Source organism: Streptomyces cinereoruber (assembly GCF_009299385.1).
Taxonomy (GTDB): domain Bacteria; phylum Actinomycetota; class Actinomycetes; order Streptomycetales; family Streptomycetaceae; genus Streptomyces; species Streptomyces bikiniensis.
Window position 1 is genome coordinate 3,727,657 of sequence record NZ_CP023693.1, and the last position, 16,699, is coordinate 3,744,355.

At 70.3% G+C, this 16,699-nt stretch carries 16 protein-coding genes and 1 tRNA gene; 7 read left to right on the top strand and 10 right to left on the bottom strand.

From position 1 onward, the window contains the following. Positions 1-5 precede the first annotated feature (5 nt). Positions 6-2,600 (bottom strand): ATP-dependent chaperone ClpB, encoded by a 2,595-nt coding sequence (gene clpB, locus CP977_RS16570; protein ID WP_062754080.1) that lies wholly within the window; start codon positions 2,598-2,600, stop codon positions 6-8. A 146-nt stretch (positions 2,601-2,746) separates the two neighbouring features. Here clpB and CP977_RS16575 point away from each other — a divergent pair, with 146 nt between their 5' ends. After that, on the top strand, positions 2,747-3,151 hold the full coding sequence (locus CP977_RS16575) for a pyridoxamine 5'-phosphate oxidase family protein (protein ID WP_062754078.1): 405 nt from the start codon (positions 2,747-2,749) through the stop codon (positions 3,149-3,151). Positions 3,152-3,312: 161 nt separating this feature from the next. Here the strand turns inward: CP977_RS16575 and CP977_RS16580 are convergent, their stop codons facing one another. Together CP977_RS16580 and CP977_RS16585 are read right to left on the bottom strand one after the other, a co-directional pair. Beyond that, entirely contained in the window at positions 3,313-3,633 is a 321-nt protein-coding gene (locus tag CP977_RS16580; RefSeq protein WP_062754076.1) for a Rieske (2Fe-2S) protein, read from the bottom strand. Further along, a complete protein-coding gene (locus tag CP977_RS16585; protein ID WP_062754074.1) occupies positions 3,630-3,956 on the bottom strand; it encodes a hypothetical protein in 327 nt (108 codons plus the stop codon). The genes CP977_RS16580 and CP977_RS16585 overlap by 4 nt, the downstream gene beginning before the upstream one ends. 127 nt (positions 3,957-4,083) lie before the next feature. Here CP977_RS16585 and CP977_RS16590 point away from each other — a divergent pair, with 127 nt between their 5' ends. Continuing rightward, the gene (locus tag CP977_RS16590; protein WP_062754072.1) at positions 4,084-5,076 is read left to right on the top strand and encodes a hypothetical protein; all 993 of its coding nucleotides are present in this window, start codon (positions 4,084-4,086) and stop codon (positions 5,074-5,076) included. A gap of 8 nt (positions 5,077-5,084) precedes the next feature. Continuing rightward, positions 5,085-5,576, top strand: coding sequence for a hypothetical protein (locus CP977_RS16595; RefSeq protein ID WP_152370366.1), 492 nt, complete (start codon positions 5,085-5,087; stop codon positions 5,574-5,576). 68 nt (positions 5,577-5,644) lie between these two features. Here CP977_RS16595 and CP977_RS16600 read toward each other — a convergent pair whose 3' ends face one another. Genes CP977_RS16600 through dnaK form a run of 4 tightly spaced genes read right to left on the bottom strand, consistent with a single transcriptional unit; the run spans position 5,645 to position 9,799 of the window. Then, positions 5,645-6,088: a heat shock protein transcriptional repressor HspR gene (locus CP977_RS16600; protein WP_152370367.1), complete on the bottom strand. Its 444-nt coding sequence runs from the start codon at positions 6,086-6,088 to the stop codon at positions 5,645-5,647. Positions 6,089-6,092: 4 nt separating this feature from the next. Continuing rightward, complete coding sequence (gene dnaJ, locus CP977_RS16605; protein WP_062754067.1) at positions 6,093-7,265, bottom strand: molecular chaperone DnaJ; 1,173 nt, start codon at positions 7,263-7,265, stop codon at positions 6,093-6,095. A gap of 30 nt (positions 7,266-7,295) precedes the next feature. Continuing rightward, complete coding sequence (gene grpE, locus CP977_RS16610) at positions 7,296-7,958, bottom strand: nucleotide exchange factor GrpE (RefSeq protein ID WP_062754065.1); 663 nt, start codon at positions 7,956-7,958, stop codon at positions 7,296-7,298. Further along, positions 7,955-9,799 carry a molecular chaperone DnaK gene (gene dnaK, locus CP977_RS16615; RefSeq protein ID WP_062754063.1) on the bottom strand — a complete coding sequence of 615 codons (1,845 nt, stop codon included), beginning with the start codon at positions 9,797-9,799 and terminating at the stop codon, positions 7,955-7,957. The genes grpE and dnaK overlap by 4 nt, the downstream gene beginning before the upstream one ends. Positions 9,800-10,060: 261 nt before the next feature. Here dnaK and CP977_RS16620 point away from each other — a divergent pair, with 261 nt between their 5' ends. The 3 genes from CP977_RS16620 (at position 10,061) to CP977_RS16630 (ending at position 14,100) form a co-directional block, all read left to right on the top strand. Then, positions 10,061-10,651: a sugar transferase gene (locus CP977_RS16620; RefSeq protein WP_152370368.1), complete on the top strand. Its 591-nt coding sequence runs from the start codon at positions 10,061-10,063 to the stop codon at positions 10,649-10,651. Positions 10,652-10,822: 171 nt separating this feature from the next. Further along, the gene (locus tag CP977_RS16625; protein WP_152370369.1) at positions 10,823-13,084 is read left to right on the top strand and encodes a (Fe-S)-binding protein; all 2,262 of its coding nucleotides are present in this window, start codon (positions 10,823-10,825) and stop codon (positions 13,082-13,084) included. A gap of 140 nt (positions 13,085-13,224) precedes the next feature. Then, positions 13,225-14,100 carry a Yip1 family protein gene (locus CP977_RS16630; RefSeq protein ID WP_152370370.1) on the top strand — a complete coding sequence of 292 codons (876 nt, stop codon included), beginning with the start codon at positions 13,225-13,227 and terminating at the stop codon, positions 14,098-14,100. A 71-nt stretch (positions 14,101-14,171) separates the two neighbouring features. On the opposite strand, the gene CP977_RS16635 is transcribed toward CP977_RS16630, so the two are convergent. Further along, positions 14,172-14,669, bottom strand: coding sequence for a phosphoribosyltransferase (locus CP977_RS16635; RefSeq protein ID WP_062754055.1), 498 nt, complete (start codon positions 14,667-14,669; stop codon positions 14,172-14,174). A gap of 13 nt (positions 14,670-14,682) precedes the next feature. Beyond that, positions 14,683-15,258, bottom strand: a complete 576-nt coding sequence (gene dcd / locus CP977_RS16640; protein ID WP_062754053.1) for a dCTP deaminase — start codon at positions 15,256-15,258, stop codon at positions 14,683-14,685. 410 nt (positions 15,259-15,668) lie between these two features. Between dcd and CP977_RS16645 the strand changes: the two genes are divergently transcribed. Then, a tRNA-Gly gene (locus CP977_RS16645) sits at positions 15,669-15,739 on the top strand. A 97-nt stretch (positions 15,740-15,836) separates the two neighbouring features. On the opposite strand, the gene CP977_RS16650 is transcribed toward CP977_RS16645, so the two are convergent. After that, entirely contained in the window at positions 15,837-16,316 is a 480-nt protein-coding gene (locus CP977_RS16650) for an SAM-dependent methyltransferase (RefSeq protein ID WP_152370371.1), read from the bottom strand. Between the last annotated feature and the right edge of the window lie 383 nt (positions 16,317-16,699).

Here is a 16,699-nt window from a genome sequence, read left to right on the forward strand (position 1 = left end):
TGCGGCTAGCGGGCCGCCGGCCCCACGATCAGGCCGTCCTCGAACCGGTCCACGCGGACCGTGTCGCCGTCGCGGACCTCGCCCGCCAGGATCTCGCGGGCGAGCCGGTCGCCGATCGCCGTCTGGATCAGGCGGCGCAGCGGCCGGGCGCCGTACGCCGGGTCGTTGCCCTCGTCGGCCAGCCACTCCAGGGCCTCCGGGGTGACGTCCAGGGTGAGGCGCCGCTCGGCGAGCCGCCTGGCGAGCCGGTCGATCTGGAGCCGGGCGATCCGGCCCAGCTCGGCCCGGTCGAGGGCGGAGAAGACCACCAGGTCGTCCAGCCGGTTCAGGAACTCCGGCTTGAAACTGGCCCGCACGACCTCCAGGACCTGCTGCTTCTTCACGTCCTCCGGGGTCGCCGGGTCCACCAGGTACTGGCTGCCCAGGTTCGAGGTCAGGATCAGGATGGTGTTGCGGAAGTCCACCGTCCGGCCCTGCCCGTCGGTGAGCCGCCCGTCGTCCAGGACCTGGAGCAGGACGTCGAAGACCTCCGGGTGCGCCTTCTCGACCTCGTCCAGCAGCACCACGCTGTACGGGCGGCGGCGGACCGCCTCCGTGAGCTGGCCGCCCTCCTCGTATCCGACGTAGCCGGGGGGCGCGCCGACCAGCCGGGCGACGGAGTGCTTCTCGCCGTACTCCGACATGTCGATGCGGACCATGGCCCGCTCGTCGTCGAAGAGGAAGTCCGCGAGCGCCTTCGCCAGCTCGGTCTTGCCGACGCCGGTCGGGCCGAGGAAGAGGAAGGAGCCGGTGGGACGGTCGGGGTCGGCGATCCCGGCGCGGGTGCGGCGCACCGCGTCGGAGACGGCCCGGACGGCCTCGGACTGGCCGATGAGCCGCTTGCCCAGCTCGTCCTCCATGCGGAGCAGCTTCTGCGTCTCGCCCTCCAGGAGGCGGCCGGCGGGGATGCCGGTCCAGGAGCCGACCACGTCCGCGATGTCGTCGGGGCCGACCTCCTCCTTGACCATGGTGTCCTTCGAGGTCTCCTGCTGGGCCTCGGCCTCGGAGGCCTCCTCCAGCTCCCGCTCCAGGGCCGGGATCTCTCCGTAGAGCAGCTTGGAGGCGGTGTCGAAGTCGCCGTCGCGCTGGGCGCGCTCGGCGCGGCCGCGGGCCTCGTCCAGGCGCTCCTTCAGCTCGCCGACCCGGTTGAGGGACTGCTTCTCCTTCTCCCAGCGGGCGGTGAGGCCGCGCAGCTCCTCCTCGCGGTCGGCGAGGTCGCGCCGCAGCTTCTCCAGGCGCTGCTTGCTGGCCGCGTCGGTCTCGTTCTTCAGGGCCAGCTCCTCCATGCGGAGCCGGTCGACGGAGCGCTGGAGCTCGTCGATCTCGACCGGGGAGGAGTCGATCTCCATGCGGAGCCGGGAGGCGGCCTCGTCCACGAGGTCGATGGCCTTGTCGGGCAGGAAGCGGGAGGTGATGTACCGGTCGGAGAGGGTCGCGGCGGCCACGAGGGCGGAGTCGTTGATCTGCACCTTGTGGTGGGCCTCGTACCGGCCCTTGAGGCCGCGCAGGATCGCGACGGTGTCCTCGACGGTCGGCTCGGCGACCAGGACCTGCTGGAAGCGGCGCTCCAGGGCCGGGTCCTTCTCGATCCGCTCGCGGTACTCGTCCAGGGTGGTCGCGCCGACCATGCGCAGCTCGCCGCGGGCCAGCATCGGCTTGAGCATGTTGCCCGCGTCCATGGCGGAGTCGCCGCCGGCGCCCGCGCCGACGACCGTGTGCAGCTCGTCGATGAAGGTGATGATCTGCCCGTCGCTCTCCTTGATCTCGGAGAGGACGGTCTTCAGGCGCTCCTCGAACTCGCCGCGGTACTTCGCGCCGGCGACCATCGCGCCGAGGTCCAGCGAGACGAGCCGCTTGTTCTTCAGGGACTCGGGGACGTCGCCCTTCACGATCCGCTGGGCCAGGCCCTCGACGACGGCGGTCTTGCCGACGCCGGGCTCGCCGATGAGGACCGGGTTGTTCTTGGTGCGGCGGGAGAGCACCTGGACCACGCGCCGGATCTCGTGGTCGCGGCCGATGACCGGATCCAGCTTGCCCTCGCGCGCGGCGGCGGTGAAGTCCGTGCCGAACTTCTCCAGCGCCTTGTACTGCCCTTCCGGGTCGGGTGTGGTCACCCGGCGTCCTCCCCTGTTCGTCTCGAAGGCGTCAAGGAGCCTCTTCGCGCTCGCACCCTGCCGGTCGAGGATCTCACCGGCCCGGCCGCCCTTGGCGGCGATGCCGATGAGCAGGTGCTCGGTGGAGACGAAGTCGTCCCCGAGCTCCTTGGCCCGCTGCGCGGCGTCCGCGACGACCGCGAGCAGTTCGCGGTTGGGCTGCGGGGGCGCGACCGTGGACCCGGCGACGCTCGGCTGCGCGGCGAGCAGCCGCTCGGCCTCGGCGCGCACGGCGGCCTGGTCGGCCTCGACGGCGGCGAGCAGGTCGGTGATGTTCTCGTTGTCCTGACCGGCGAGGAGGGCGAGCAGTAGATGCGCCGGGGCCAGGTCCGGGTGCCCCTCGGACACGGCGCGGCTGCTCGCCGCGTTGAGCGCGTCCCGGCTCCTGTTGGTCAGTTCGGCGTCCATGTGCGGTGCTCCTCCTCGGCGTGCGGTGCCTGCGCGGATCCCGTACGGATCCACTCCATGACTTCTGTGACTCCTCCAGAGTACACAAAGTTGAGCCGGTACCGCTCAAGTTAACGGCGGGAGTCCTCCCCGGGTAGTTTCCGGGCATGGCAACGGATCCCAGGAACCCCTCCGACTCGTACCTCGGCTTCTGGCGCGAGTACCACATGTGCACCCTGACCACCCCGCGTCCGGACGGCACCCCGCACGTGGTCGCGGTCGGCGTCACGTACGACCCCGAGGGCGGGTACGCGCGCGTGATCACCAACAAGAACAGCCGGAAGGTCGCCAACGTCCTGGCGGCGGGCGCGGACGGCGCGCGGGTCGCGGTCTGCCAGGTCGACCGGGGGCGCTGGGCCACCCTGGAGGGCGTCGCCCGGATCCGTACGGAGGCGGAGGTCGTCGAGGACGCCGTCGCCCGTTACGCGGAGCGCTACGGCCGCACCCCGACCCCCAACCCGGACCGGGTCGTGATCGAGATCGCCCTCACCCGGGCGATGGGCCGCGCCTGACGCGCCCCGGGGCGCCCGGAGAGGACGCGGGCGCTCCGGAAAGGGCGCGGGCGCCCGGAAGGACACGGGCGCAGCACAGCGGCGCCATCGCGTTTCAGGTCCGCGATGGCGCCGCTGTGTGGGGGAAGTGCCTGGGCGACCTACAACGACGGGGGGATCGCTCAGGCACTGCGGGGGGTGGCGGTGATGGTCTCGGGCTCGATCAGCTGGTGGTCGCGCTGGTCGAGGTTGACGAAGATCATGCCGTACCGGATGGCACAGCGGATGGGCTGCGGGGCGCCGCGCGGCCGGCGCAGGCACCGGTAGGCGCGGACGTCCTCGTCCTGCTCCCGGGCGACGACGATCGGCTCTCCGAAGAGGGTCACCTTCAGCGAGTCGCCACGGTGGGGGATGGCCGTGGCGAGATCGATGAAGTGCCATCCGGAGCGGTAGGCCGAGGCCATCTCCCGCCGGAACCTGCGGTCGTCCGGCGGGACGCTCACGCTCCGACGCCCCTGGGCGCGGTCTCCCACGAGGGCTCGCCCTCCAGCGGGGCGACCTCCCACGAGGGCTCGCCGACCTTGGCGAGGACCTCACGTGCCGGCGCGGTCTCCCACGAGGGCTCACCCAGCGGGGCGACCTCCCACGAGGGCTCACCGGGCTTGGCGAGGACCTCACGTGCCGGGGCGGTCTCCCACGAGGGCTCGTTCTGCCCCGCCACCGAGTGCGCCGGATGCGTCTCCCACGAGGGCTCGCCAACGGCGAGCGCACCGAGAGCAGCCGCCGCAACGGCTATGGCGCCAAGTGCACGAACCATCCTGGTCATGGCCGATCTCCACCTCTTTTGATCACTACCTCCCCCCCGCGCTCTAGACGATGGCTCACACCAGCTCCTTTTCACCACCCAAGCCGGGCATCATGTTCCTGTAATGCATAACCCTGGGGGGGTGTAAATGGGGCTTGAATGTGACGATTCCGCACATAACCACAGTCGCGGGGAACTGTGCGCCGTGGGCAAGGAGCTGTACGCGAAGGCCCTCCGCACGGGCCGAATAGCCCGTTCGGAGGCCGAGGCCGCCCCCTGCCTCAAGGAACTGTCGCTCCTGCACCCGGATCCGGACGACAGCCGGTGGCTGCACCCGATCCCGCCCACGATCGCCCTGAACCAGCTCATCCACCCCATAGAGCAGGAGATCCAGGCGCGCCGCCAGCACGCCATCGCCCTGGCCGACGTGTTCGAGCCGTTCCTCGCCATCCACACGCCGGACCCCTCCGCCACCCAGGCCATCACCGTCCTCGAGGGTCTCAGCGTCATCAACGCCACGCTGGACCGCGTCATCAACGAGTGCACGACCGAACTCCTCACCGTCCAGCCGGGCAGCGGACGGCGCCCCGAGACCCTCGAAGCGGCCCTGCGCCGCATGGAGCCCCTGCTCGACCGGGGCGTCCGGATGCGCACGCTCTACCAGCACACCGCCCGGCACCATCCCGCCACCCTGGCCTACGTCGAGCGGGTCGCCCCCTACGGGCTCGTCCTGCGCACCCTCGAGGAGATCATCGACCGGCTGATCATCGTGGACCGCAAGGTCGCCTTCGTGCCGGCCCGCAGCGACCGCCAGGTCGCCCTGGAGCTGCGCCACGAAGGGCTCGTCCAGTACCTCGTCGGCGTCTTCGAGCAGTTCTGGCTGCACGGCGTGCCCTGGGACGAGGAGATCCCCTACAGGCCCCCCGTGGACGGCATCGGCGGCGTCCAGCGCTCCATCGCTCGGCTCCTCGTGGAGGGGCACGTGGACGAGGCCATCGCCCGCCGGCTCGGGATGAACGTGCGCACCTGCCGGGCCCACATCGCCAAGCTCGCCGCCACCCTCGGCAGCGGCAGCCGGGCCCAGCTCGGCTACCTCATCGCCCAGTCGGGCATCCTCGAACAGGACGACCCAGCTCAGTGAACACCCCCATGGACAGGAACACGGGCGCGGACGTGCGGATCGAACTCGACGGCGCCGCCGGGACCCTGCGCGTCTCCGGACCGGGACTGCCCGTCGTGGAGCTCGTAAGGGCCCCGGGGACCGAGCCCGCGGACCACATCCCGATCGGCACCCGCAGGGCCGCCCTCCTCACCCTCACCGTGGACGGCGCCCCGGCCGTCCTCCGCCCCGCCCGGGGACGGCTGCTGCGCCGCTCCTACCGGGTGGACGCCGTCGTCGGCGGGGTCCGCCACCGGCTCGTCCCCTGCTCGTACGCGGAGAGCCGGCTGACCCGGAACGGGCGGCGGCTCGGCACCCTGATCTCCACCGGGGACGGGCGGGTGGACCCCGAGTGGCTGCCGGACCGCGGCCCCGAACCGCTCGACGTCGCCGTCGGCACCGCCCTCGCCGCCGCCTTCGGCACCGGGGCCGCCCCGTGGTGGGAGACGCTCGGCGACATCGTGGCCGAGCTGATCCCCTGATCCTCCGAAGACACGCGCGAGGCCCCCGCCACGGCTGTGACGGGGGCCTCACGGCACGAAGTACGGGGCTAATCGCCGCGCTTGGGGCGCCAGACCACCAGCGCGCTCGCCTGCTGCACGTCCTGGTACGGCACGAGGTCGCGCCGGTACGAGGCGTGCACCTGGGCCTCGCGCTGCCGCATCGCCGCCGCCGCGCCGTCCACGGCCGCCGACAGCTCGGCGATCCGGCTCTGGAGCGCGGCGACCTGGTTCTCCAGTTCGATGATGCGCTTGATCCCGGCCAGGTTGATGCCCTCGTTCTGCGACAACTGCTGCACCTGGCGGAGCAGTTCGATGTCGCGGGCCGAGTAGCGCCGCCCCCGGCCCGCCGTGCGGTCCGGGGAGACCAGGCCGAGCCGGTCGTACTGGCGGAGGGTCTGGGGGTGCAGACCGGAGAGCTGGGCCGCCACCGAGATGACGTACACCGGCGACTCGTCGGTCAGTTCGTACGGATTGCGTCGGCGCCCTTCCACCGGGTCACGCTCCCTTCGCGGCCTGGAACAGCTCGGCCCGCGGGTCCTCGGAGGCGGTCGCCTCGCGGTAGGTCTCCAGGGCCTCGCGTGCCTTGTCGTCCAGTTCCTTCGGCACGGCGACCTCGACCGTGACGAGGAGGTCTCCGCGCGTCCCGTCCTTGCGGACCGCGCCCTTGCCCCGGGCGCGCATGGTGCGGCCGTTCGGCGTGCCCGCGGGCAGCTTGAGGGTGACCGCGGGGCCGCCGAGGGTCGGCACCTTGACCTCGCCGCCGAGCGCCGCCTCCGTGAAGGAGACCGGCACCGTGACGGTGAGGTTGTCGTCCTTGCGGCCGAAGACCGGGTGGGCGTCGACGCGCACCACGACGTACAGGTCGCCGTTGGGCCCGCCGCGCTCGCCCGGCGCTCCCTTGCCGCGCAGCCGGATCTTCTGGTTGTCGCTCACGCCGGCCGGGATGCGGACCTGCATGGTGCGCGAGGACTTGGCCCGGCCGCTTCCCTTGCAGACGTCGCAGGGGGTCTCGGCGATGAGGCCGCGCCCCTTGCAGTCCACGCAGGGGTCGGTGAGCGAGAAGCCGCCGCCGCTGCCGCGCGAGACCTGCCCGGTGCCGACGCAGGTCGGGCACACCCGGGGGGTGCCGTTCTTGTCGCCGGTGCCCGAACACGCCGTGCACGGCTGCTGGCTGGACATCCGCAGCGGTACGGTCGCGCCCTCGATGGCCTCGGTGAAGCTGAGCGTCACCTCGGACTCGACGTCCTGACCGCGCCGCGGCTGGTTGCGGGCGCCGCCCCCGCCGCGGTTGAACAGGCCGCCGAAGACGTCCCCGATGCCGCCACCGCCGCCGCCGAAGCCGCCGGCCCCGCCCTGGGCGCCCCCGAAGAGGTCGCCCAGGTCGAAGTTGAACGAGCCGCCGCCGGGACCGCCGGCCCGGAGGCCGCCGTTCCCGAAGAGCGCGCGGGCCTCGTCGTACTCCTTGCGCCGCTTGGGGTCGCCGAGGACGTCGTTCGCCTCGGAGATCTCCTTGAAGCGCTCCTCGGCCTTGGTGTCGCCCTTGTTGGCGTCCGGGTGGTTCTCGCGGGCGAGCTTCCGGTACGCCTTCTTGATCTCGGCCTCGGTGGCGTCCTTGGGGACGCCGAGGACCTTGTAGTAGTCCTTCTCGACGAAGTCCTTCGTGCTCATCGACGTCCCTCCTTCCGGACGATCGTTGCGTCACCCCTCGTCGGGGGCACCGCTCTCCTCGTCGGCCGACTTCTTCTCGTCCTTGGCCGGGGCCGCGCCCGGCTGGGGCTCGGCGACGGCCACGCGGGCGGGCCGGATGGTCCGCTCGCCGATCCGATACCCGGGCTGCAGGATCGCCACGCAGGTCGTCTCGGTGACGTCCGGCGCGTACGAGTGCATCAGGGCCTCGTGGATCGTCGGGTCGAAGGGCTCGCCCTCCTTGCCGAACTGCTGCAGACCCATCTTGGCGACGACGGTCTCCAGCGATTCGGCCACCGACTTGAACCCGCCCACGAGCTCGCCGTGGTCCCGGGCCCGGCCGACGTCGTCGAGCACGGGAAGGAGCTCGGACAGGAGGCTCGCGACGGCGATCTCCTTGACCGTGACCCGGTCCCGCTCCACGCGGCGACGGTAGTTCTGGTACTCGGCCTGGAGCCGCTGGAGGTCCGCGGTGCGCTCGTCGAGCGCGGAGCGCACCTGGTCCAGCTGGGCCGTGAGGCCCGCGTCGGAGGCCGGCTTCTGGTTGCTTGCGTCCCCGGCCGGGGCCGTCGCGTCCTCCTGGGCGGAGTTCTCGACGGCCTCGGCGGCGTCGTCAGGGGTGGCGCCGGAGGGGACGTCGGGCTTCTCCTCGAAACCCGGGGTCTCCTCGGTCACGCCTGGCCACCCTTCTTGGGCTCGTCGTCCACGATCTCGGCGTCGACGACGTCGTCGTCCGCCTTCGCCTGGCCGGCACCGGCGTCGCCGCCGGCCGCCTGGGCGCCCTGGGCGTCGGCGTAGAGCGCCTGGCCCAGCTTCTGCGAGACGGCCGCGACCTTCTCGGTGGCGGTGCGGATCTCGGCGGTGTCCTCGCCCTTGAGCTTTTCCTTCAGCTCGGCGAGAGCGCCCTCGACCTCGGACTTGACGTCGCCGGGGACCTTGTCCTCGTTGTCCTTGAGGAACTTCTCCGTCTGGTAGACGAGCTGCTCGCCCTGGTTGCGGGACTCGGCGGCCTCGCGGCGGCGGTGGTCCTCCTCCGCGTACTGCTCGGCCTCCTGGCGCATCCGGTCGACCTCGTCCTTCGGCAGCGAGGAGCCGCCGGTGACGGTCATCTTCTGCTCCTTGCCCGTGCCCAGGTCCTTCGCGGTCACGTGCATGATGCCGTTGGCGTCGATGTCGAAGGCGACCTCGATCTGCGGGACGCCGCGCGGGGCCGGCGGGAGGCCGGTCAGCTCGAACATGCCGAGCTTCTTGTTGTACGCCGCGATCTCGCGCTCGCCCTGGTAGACCTGGATCTGCACGGACGGCTGGTTGTCCTCGGCCGTCGTGAAGATCTCGGACCGCTTGGTCGGGATCGTGGTGTTGCGCTCGATGAGCTTGGTCATGATGCCGCCCTTGGTCTCGATGCCGAGGGACAGCGGGGTGACGTCGAGGAGCAGGACGTCCTTGACCTCGCCCTTGAGGACACCGGCCTGGAGGGCGGCGCCGATGGCGACGACCTCGTCCGGGTTCACGCCCTTGTTGGCCTCGCGGCCGCCGGTCAGCTCCTTGACCAGCTCGGCGACGGCCGGCATGCGGGTCGAGCCGCCGACGAGGACGACGTGGTCGATCTCGGAGAGGGCGATGCCCGCGTCCTTGATGACGTTGTGGAACGGGACCTTGCAGCGCTCCAGGAGGTCCGAGGTCAGCTGCTGGAACTGGGCGCGCGTGAGCTTCTCGTCCAGGTGCAGCGGGCCCTCGGCGGAGGCCGTGATGTAGGGCAGGTTGATCGTGGTCTCGGTCGAGGACGAGAGCTCGATCTTCGCCTTCTCGGCCGCCTCGCGCAGACGCTGGAGGGCCATCTTGTCCTTGGCCAGGTCCACGCCGTGGCCGTTCTGGAACTGGGTCACCAGGTAGTCGACGACGCGCTGGTCCCAGTCGTCGCCACCGAGGTGGTTGTCACCGTTGGTGGCCTTCACCTCGACGACGCCGTCGCCGATCTCCAGGAGGGACACGTCGAAGGTGCCGCCACCGAGGTCGAAGACGAGGATCGTCTGGTCGTCCTTGTCCAGGCCGTAGGCCAGGGCGGCCGCGGTCGGCTCGTTGACGATGCGCAGGACGTTGAGGCCCGCGATCTCACCGGCCTCCTTGGTGGCCTGGCGCTCGGAGTCGTTGAAGTACGCCGGGACGGTGATGACCGCGTCGACGACCTTCTCGCCCAGGTAGGCCTCGGCGTCGCGCTTCAGCTTCTGCAGGATGAAGGCGCTCATCTGCTGCGGGTTGAAGTTCTTGCCGTCGATCTCGATCTTCCAGTCGGTGCCCATGTGGCGCTTGACCGACCGGATGGTCCTGTCGACGTTGGTGACGGCCTGGCGCTTGGCCACCTCGCCGACGAGCACCTCGCCGTTCTTCGCGAAGGCGACGACGGACGGCGTGGTCCTGGCGCCCTCGGCGTTGGTGATGACGGTGGGCTCGCCGCCTTCCAGAACGCTGACGACGGAGTTAGTCGTGCCCAGGTCGATGCCGACCGCACGTGCCATTTCGATTCCTCCAGCTGACTGACTTGAGTGGTACTGGCTCAAGGATGCACGACTCCCGGGACCGAGTCAACAGACCTGAGTCGAAGCGACTCAACTCTTCGCCTTCCGGTTCACTCAAAGATCCGGTCCGGAGGGGTGGAGAAGCGCGTCATTCCCCCTCCCGGGAGGGGGACCCGTGAGAGAGTCCGGGTGCCCCTTCCCGGGCAAAGCGGGCATATTCCACGAATATCCCATGATTCTCACGCGGAAGGATGTGGGGGAATGGCGGTCGGTGGAGACGCGGGGGCCGACGCGGGCGTGGGAGCCGGCGGAGGTACGGGGCTCGGCGGAGGCGCGGCGGTTCGCGGGGGCGCGGTGGCCAAGCGGGGCTTCGACGTTCTGGGCGGGCTCGTCCTCCTCGTCGTCCTCTTTCCCCTGCTCGCCGTCGTCGCCCTCTCGATCGCGCTCGGCTCGGCGGCCCCCGGCCGCGGGGTGCTGCGCCGCCGGACGGTGGCGGGTCTGGAGGGGCGGCCCTTCACGATGCTGACCTTCCGCACCAGGAGCCCGCTGGCCGCGCTGCCCCTGCTGCTGCACGTCGTCACGGGCCGGATGTCCCTGGTCGGACCGTGTCCGCTGACCCCGGGCCACCGGGAGTGCGCGGGCGAGGGGCGCCGCCGGCTCTCCGTACGGCCGGGGCTCACCGGACCGTGGCAGATCAGCGGCCGCTCGGACCTGCCGTGGGAGGAGCGGGAGCTGCTCGACCTCCACTATGTGGACCACCACTGGCTGGGGACGGACCTGCTCGTCCTGGCGCGTACGCTTCCAGCAGTGCGCAGACGCCGTGCGGCGGGTCGCCCGGCGCGCGTCGCCTGAGCTCCGGCAAGGGTCGCCCGGACCCCGGGAAGGGTTGCCTGAGCGACACAGATCACCGCGAGGGCCCCTGCATCAGCGGGCCCGGAGCGGGTAATCTCAGCACGGACTAAATAAGTTACCGCTTAGTAGGCTCAGCTCAGGCACTGAGCGGGCCCGCTCGAGGAGCCCGTCATGCAACTCGCCGCGATCATTGTGTCGCTGACGCTGACCGTGGTCGGCGTTGCCCTGCTGGCTCGTGCCATCGGCCAGTTCGTCCGGTACTTCAAGCTCGGCCAGCCCGTCCCGGCCGGGACCCGGACCGACAACCCGTACCAGCGCAGCGTGACCCTGGTCAGGGAGTTCCTCGGCCACACGCGCATGAACCGCTGGGGCATCGTCGGCTTCGCCCACTGGTTCGTCGCGGTCGGCTTCCTGACCCTGCCGCCGACGATCGTCACCGCGTACGGCCAGCTGTTCCAGGCCGACTGGACGCTGCCGGTGATCGGCGGCTTCCTGCCGTACGAGCTGTACATCGAGTTCATCGGCACGATGACGATCCTCGGCATCGCCACGCTGATGGCCATCCGGCTGCTGAGCCTGCCTTCCCGACTCGGCCGCAAGTCGCGCTTCGCCGGCTCCAAGGCGGGCCAGGCGTACTTCGTCGAGTACGTCATCCTCACCATCGGCCTGGCGATCTACGTGCTGCGCGGCCTGGAGGGCGCGATCCACCACGTCGAGCACTACGAGGCCGCGTACTTCGCCTCGTACCCGCTCGTCCTGGCCTTCAAGGGCCTGAGCATCGGCACGCTCCAGACGCTCATCTACTTCACCGCCATGATCAAGCTGAGCACCACCATGATCTGGATGATCACGGTGTCGCTCAACACCAACATGGGCGTGGCCTGGCACCGCTTCCTGGCCTTCCCCAACATCTGGTTCAAGCGCAAGGCCGACGGCTCCACCGCGCTCGGCGCCCTCCAGCCGATGACCACCGCCGGCAAGGAGATCGACTGGGAGGACCCGGCCGAGGACGCCGTCTTCGGCGTCTCCCAGGTCGAGCAGTTCTCCTGGAAGGGCCTCCTGGACTTCTCCACCTGCACCGAGTGCGGCCGCTGCCAGTCGCAGTGCCCCGCCTGGAACACCGGCAAGCCCCTCTCCCCCAAGCTCCTGATCATGTCGCTGCGCGACCACGCGCACGCCAAGGCGCCCTACCTGCTCGCGGGCGGCGGCAAGACCATGGAGGGCGACGAGAAGGCCACCGAGGAGCAGCTGAAGGACGTCCCCGCGTCCGCCCTGGCCGAGGCCGAGCGCCCGCTGATCGGCACGGTCGAGGAGAACGGCGTCATCGACCCGGACGTCCTGTGGTCCTGCACCACCTGCGGCGCCTGCGTCGAGCAGTGCCCGGTCGACATCGAGCACGTCGACCACATCGTGGACATGCGCCGCTACCAGGTGATGATCGAGTCCGCGTTCCCGTCCGAGGCGGGCACGATGCTCAAGAACCTGGAGAAGAAGGGCAACCCCTGGGGCCTGGCGAAGAAGCAGCGCGTCGAGTGGACCAAGGAGGTCGACTTCGAGGTCCCGATCGTCGGCAAGGACGTCGAGGACCTCACCGAGGTCGACTACCTGTACTGGGTCGGCTGCGCCGGCGCCCTGGAAGACCGCGCCAAGAAGACGACGAAGGCCTTCGCCGAACTCCTCCACATCGCGGGCGTCAAGTTCGCGATCATGGGCGGCGAGGAGAAGTGCACCGGTGACTCGCCCCGCCGCCTGGGCAACGAGCCGCTGTTCCAGCAGCTCGGCGCCGAGAACGTCGCCATGCTGAACATGGCGTTCGGCGAGGACGACGAGGACGAGACGACGAAGAAGCCGAAGTCGGCCAAGAAGATCGTCTCGACCTGCCCGCACTGCTTCAACACCATCGCCAACGAGTACCCGCAGCTCGGCGGCGACTACGAGGTCATCCACCACACCCAGCTGCTCCAGCACCTCATCGACGAGGGCAAGCTGATCCCGGTGACCCCGGTCGAGGGCCTGATCACCTACCACGACCCCTGCTACCTGGGCCGCCACAACAAGGTCTACACGCCCCCGCGCGAGATCATGTCCGCCGTCCCCGGCCTGCGCCAGCAGGAGATGCACCGCCACAAGGAGCGCGGCTTCTGCTGCGGCGCCGGCGGCGCCCGGATGTGGATGGAGGAGCGGATCGGCAAGCGCATCAACAACGAGCGCGTCGAGGAGGCCCTGTCCCTCGACCCCGACATCGTCTCCACCGCCTGCCCGTTCTGCCTCGTCATGCTGACCGACTCGGTCAACGGCAAGAAGAACGACGGCAAGGCCAAGGAGTCCGTCACGGTCGTGGACGTCGCCCAGCTCCTCCTGGACTCGGTGAAGACCCCGGTCGACCCGGAGCCGGCGGAGGAGTCGGAGCCGGAGCCGGAGCCCGCCGCGTAAGCAAGCACCTGTTCAGGAGAACGGCCGCCCCGCACTGCACCGCGCGGGGCGGCCGTTCCCGTACGTACCGTCCCTTAGGGGATGTCACAGGTCAGCCGCAAAGGAGCGCCCCGGCGGCGGAAGCGGGTACGTTCATTGACGTGGCTGGATTCAGGAACGGACGCGGCCGGGACAACCGCCCCCCGCAAGGACAACCGCAGCAGGCGCCGTACGGGTACGACGCGGCCCCGCCGCCCCCCGCACGGCAGCAGTGGCCCCAGCAGGGCCAGGGGCAGCCGCCGTACGGGCAGCAGGGCGCCCCTCAGGGCGGACAGCGGCCCTACGGCGAGCCGGAGTACTTCGGCGACCCGTACGGGCAGCAGCACCCGCACGCGGTCACGGCGAACAACCCGGGCCACACGCAGATGTTCAGCGTGGACGACCCCTACGGCCCGGCCACGGACCACCACGCCGGCGCGGCGCCCGTCCCGACGGGCCCCCGGCTGCACTGGAAGGCCCTCCTGAGCGGCATCGTGCTGCGCCCCGCGGACACGTTCCTGCGGATGCGGGACCACGCCGTCTGGGGCCCGGCCCTGATCGTCACCTTCCTCTACGGCCTGCTGGCGATCTTCGGCTTCGACACGGCCCGCGAAGAGGCGATCGACGCGACCCTGTCGACGGCGGTCCCGTACGTCCTGATGACCGCCCTCGGCTTCGTCGTCGGCGGACTGATCCTGGGCGCGGTCACCCACACCCTGGCCCGCCAGCTGGGCGGCGACGGCGCCTGGCAGCCCACGGTCGGCCTGTCGATGCTGATCATGTCGATCACGGACGCGCCCCGCCTGGTCTTCGCCCTCTTCCTGGGCGGCGAGAACGGCCTGGTGCAGGTCATCGGCTGGCTGACCTGGCTGGCGGCGGGCGCCCTCTTCACGGTGATGGTGAGCCGCTCCCACGACCTCCCGTGGCCGAAGGCCCTGGGCGCGTCGGCGATCCAGCTGGTGGCGCTGCTGAGCCTGATCAAGCTGGGCACGCTGTAGGAGCCGTAGCGGCTGTACGAGGAAGGCCCCCGCCGACGTCCCGGCGGGGGCCTTCCTCGTGATCCGGGGGCTCAGGCGTCGAGGACCTGACCCTCACGACGAACGACGGGCGGTTCGACGCTCCAGGGAAAATTGATCCACTCGTCGGTCTTCTTCCACACGTACTCGCACTTCACGAGGGAGTGGGACTTCTCGTAGATGACGGCCGAGCGGACCTCGGCGACGTGGTCGACGCAGAAGTCGTGGACGAGCTTGAGGGTCTTGCCGGTGTCGGCGACGTCGTCGGCGATGAGCACCTTCTTGTCGCTGAAGTCGATCGCGTTGGGGACGGGCGCCAGCATGACGGGCATCTCCAACGTGGTCCCCACGCCGGTGTAGAACTCCACGTTCACCAGGTGGATGTTCTTGCAGTCCAGGGCGTAGGCCAGGCCGCCGGCGACGAAGACGCCGCCGCGGGCGATGGAGAGGACGACGTCGGGCTCGTAGCCGTCGTCGGCGATGGTCTGCGCCAGCTCGCGGACGGCGAGGCCGAACCCCTCGTACGTCAGGTTCTCGCGTACTTCACTCATGGCTGCGACCGCCTCACACCTGGGTCCGATGGAAGTTCATGAAGGAGCGGGAGGCCGTCGGCCCCCGCTGGCCCTGGTACCGCGAGCCGTACCGCTCGCTCCCGTACGGGAACTCGGCGGGCGAGCTCAGCCGGAACATGCACAGCTGGCCGATCTTCATCCCCGGCCAGAGCTTGATCGGCAGGGTGGCGAGGTTCGACAGCTCCAGGGTGACGTGCCCGGAGAAGCCGGGGTCGATGAACCCGGCGGTGGAGTGGGTCACGAGCCCGAGGCGCCCCAGGGAGCTCTTCCCCTCCAGGCGGGACGCGATGTCGTCCGGGAGGGTGATGACCTCGTAGGTGGAGGCGAGGACGAACTCGCCCGGGTGCAGGATGAACGCCTCGTCGCCCTCCGGCTCGACCTCGCGCGTCAGGTCCAGCTGCTCGATGGCGGGGTCGATGTGCGGGTAGCGGTGGTTCTCGAACACCCGGAAGAAGCGGTCAAGCCTCACGTCGATGCTCGAGGGCTGCACCATGGATTCGTCGTACGGGTCGATGCGCACCCGTCCGGCATCGATCTCGGCCCGGATGTCCTTGTCTGAGAGAAGCACGCCCCCACGATACGCAGGGGGCGCGGACCTGCCCCAATCGGCAGGGTCCGCGCCCAGGCGCTCCCGGCTCAGCGCCGTTCGAGCTCCACCGGTACCGCGTGCCGCAGCCGCGCGCACCGCGGACACCGGATGAGCCGCCCGGGCCCGATCCGCCCGGCCCCGAGCTGCTGGAGCGGGAACGAGGCGGTACTGAACACGTGCCCCTCGGCACAACGGACGACGGTGCGCTCCACGGAACCCATCAAGTCCCTTCCCCTACACATACGGTGGACGAGACAGCCACCTTAGGCGACCGCGGGCCCCTCCCCGGGACGGCACTCCGCACACGCACCGGAGGGACGACGACTTCGCCTCGGGTGGCACATGGGGTACAGTGTGCAACGATGCGGCAGAGATCATCGGGCCGCTGCGCGGATGTAGTTTAATGGTAGAACATGAGCTTCCCAAGCTTATAGCGCGGGTTCGATTCCCGTCATCCGCTCGTGAACGAAGCCCCAGGTCAGAGACCTGGGGCTTCGTCGTGGAGCAAGTGGGGGGTTCACCGGCGCCGGAGTCGTCAGGACGCCGACACAAGGGGATCAGTAGTACTCACGCATGATCTCGGTGGCCCACTCGGGCTGGCTGGTGGTGCCGCGGGGGCCGAACTCGGCCATGTACGGCTTGATGTCGAGTACGGGGGTGCCGTCGACCGCGTCCAGGCCCTGCACATGGACGTCGAGTCCGTCGACTCGCAGCAGGCGGCAGCGGGAGACCCCGAGACGGTTGGGGCGGTTCTTGCCGCGCTGGGCGAAGATGCCGACCAGCGGCCAGTCGGTGTTGCCGCGTGGGTGCCGGGCCCCTGTCTCCACCTTCTCCACTGGTACCCGGTCGAAGTGGTAGACGACCTCCACGTGCGAGAAGGAGTCCAGGCCCGCGAGCGCGTCGGGCTCGAACCGCTCGTCCAGCCGGATCACCGCCGACACCTCGCCCCATTCGTCGTCCCGGACCTCGGCCCGGCCTCCGACGATCCGACCGACCGGATCCGAGACGATCTCCACGGGCGTGCCGCTCTCTGACATGTGCTGCGCCTTTCGCGAGACGGGAACGATCACGGGACACCGTACGTCGCGTACGGGGGCATGCGGCGGGGTGTCACACGGCTTCGGGAGCAGGCGTTCGCCAGAACGCCCGCAGCTGTTCGTGCGGTCGCCGCAACACGTCCCTCGGCTCCGCGTGGTCCGTCACGGACCCGTAGGACGCGGAGTGGATCGTCGGGCACAGCGGGGTCATCACCCCACCCAGCGCCCTGCTGCGTGGAAACGCGATGCACCGGTGTCCAACCCTCGTGGAACCGTGCCCCAGCCGTGCCCTTCGGAGCGGTGAACAGCGGTCAGGACAGGTGTCGGCGGGGCAGCGTGAAGCGTCACAGCAGAGCACATTTCCGCAGGTCAGGCGCTTGATT

Bases quoted from the DNA above. Each gene is read 5' to 3' on its own strand.
- CP977_RS16585 (WP_062754074.1), bottom strand. From the start codon at position 3,956: ATGACCAGGATGGTTCGTGCACTTGGCGCCATAGCCGTTGCGGCGGCT.
- CP977_RS16590 (WP_062754072.1), top strand. From the start codon at position 4,084: ATGGGGCTTGAATGTGACGATTCCGCACATAACCACAGTCGCGGGGAA.
- dnaJ (WP_062754067.1), bottom strand. From the start codon at position 7,265: ATGAGCACGAAGGACTTCGTCGAGAAGGACTACTACAAGGTCCTCGGC.
- clpB (WP_062754080.1), bottom strand. From the start codon at position 2,600: ATGGACGCCGAACTGACCAACAGGAGCCGGGACGCGCTCAACGCGGCG.
- CP977_RS16595 (WP_152370366.1), top strand. From the start codon at position 5,085: ATGGACAGGAACACGGGCGCGGACGTGCGGATCGAACTCGACGGCGCC.
- CP977_RS16620 (WP_152370368.1), top strand. From the start codon at position 10,061: ATGGCGGTCGGTGGAGACGCGGGGGCCGACGCGGGCGTGGGAGCCGGC.
- CP977_RS16635 (WP_062754055.1), bottom strand. From the start codon at position 14,669: ATGAGTGAAGTACGCGAGAACCTGACGTACGAGGGGTTCGGCCTCGCC.
- CP977_RS16650 (WP_152370371.1), bottom strand. From the start codon at position 16,316: ATGTCAGAGAGCGGCACGCCCGTGGAGATCGTCTCGGATCCGGTCGGT.
- dnaK (WP_062754063.1), bottom strand. From the start codon at position 9,799: ATGGCACGTGCGGTCGGCATCGACCTGGGCACGACTAACTCCGTCGTC.
- CP977_RS16575 (WP_062754078.1), top strand. From the start codon at position 2,747: ATGGCAACGGATCCCAGGAACCCCTCCGACTCGTACCTCGGCTTCTGG.
- CP977_RS16625 (WP_152370369.1), top strand. From the start codon at position 10,823: ATGCAACTCGCCGCGATCATTGTGTCGCTGACGCTGACCGTGGTCGGC.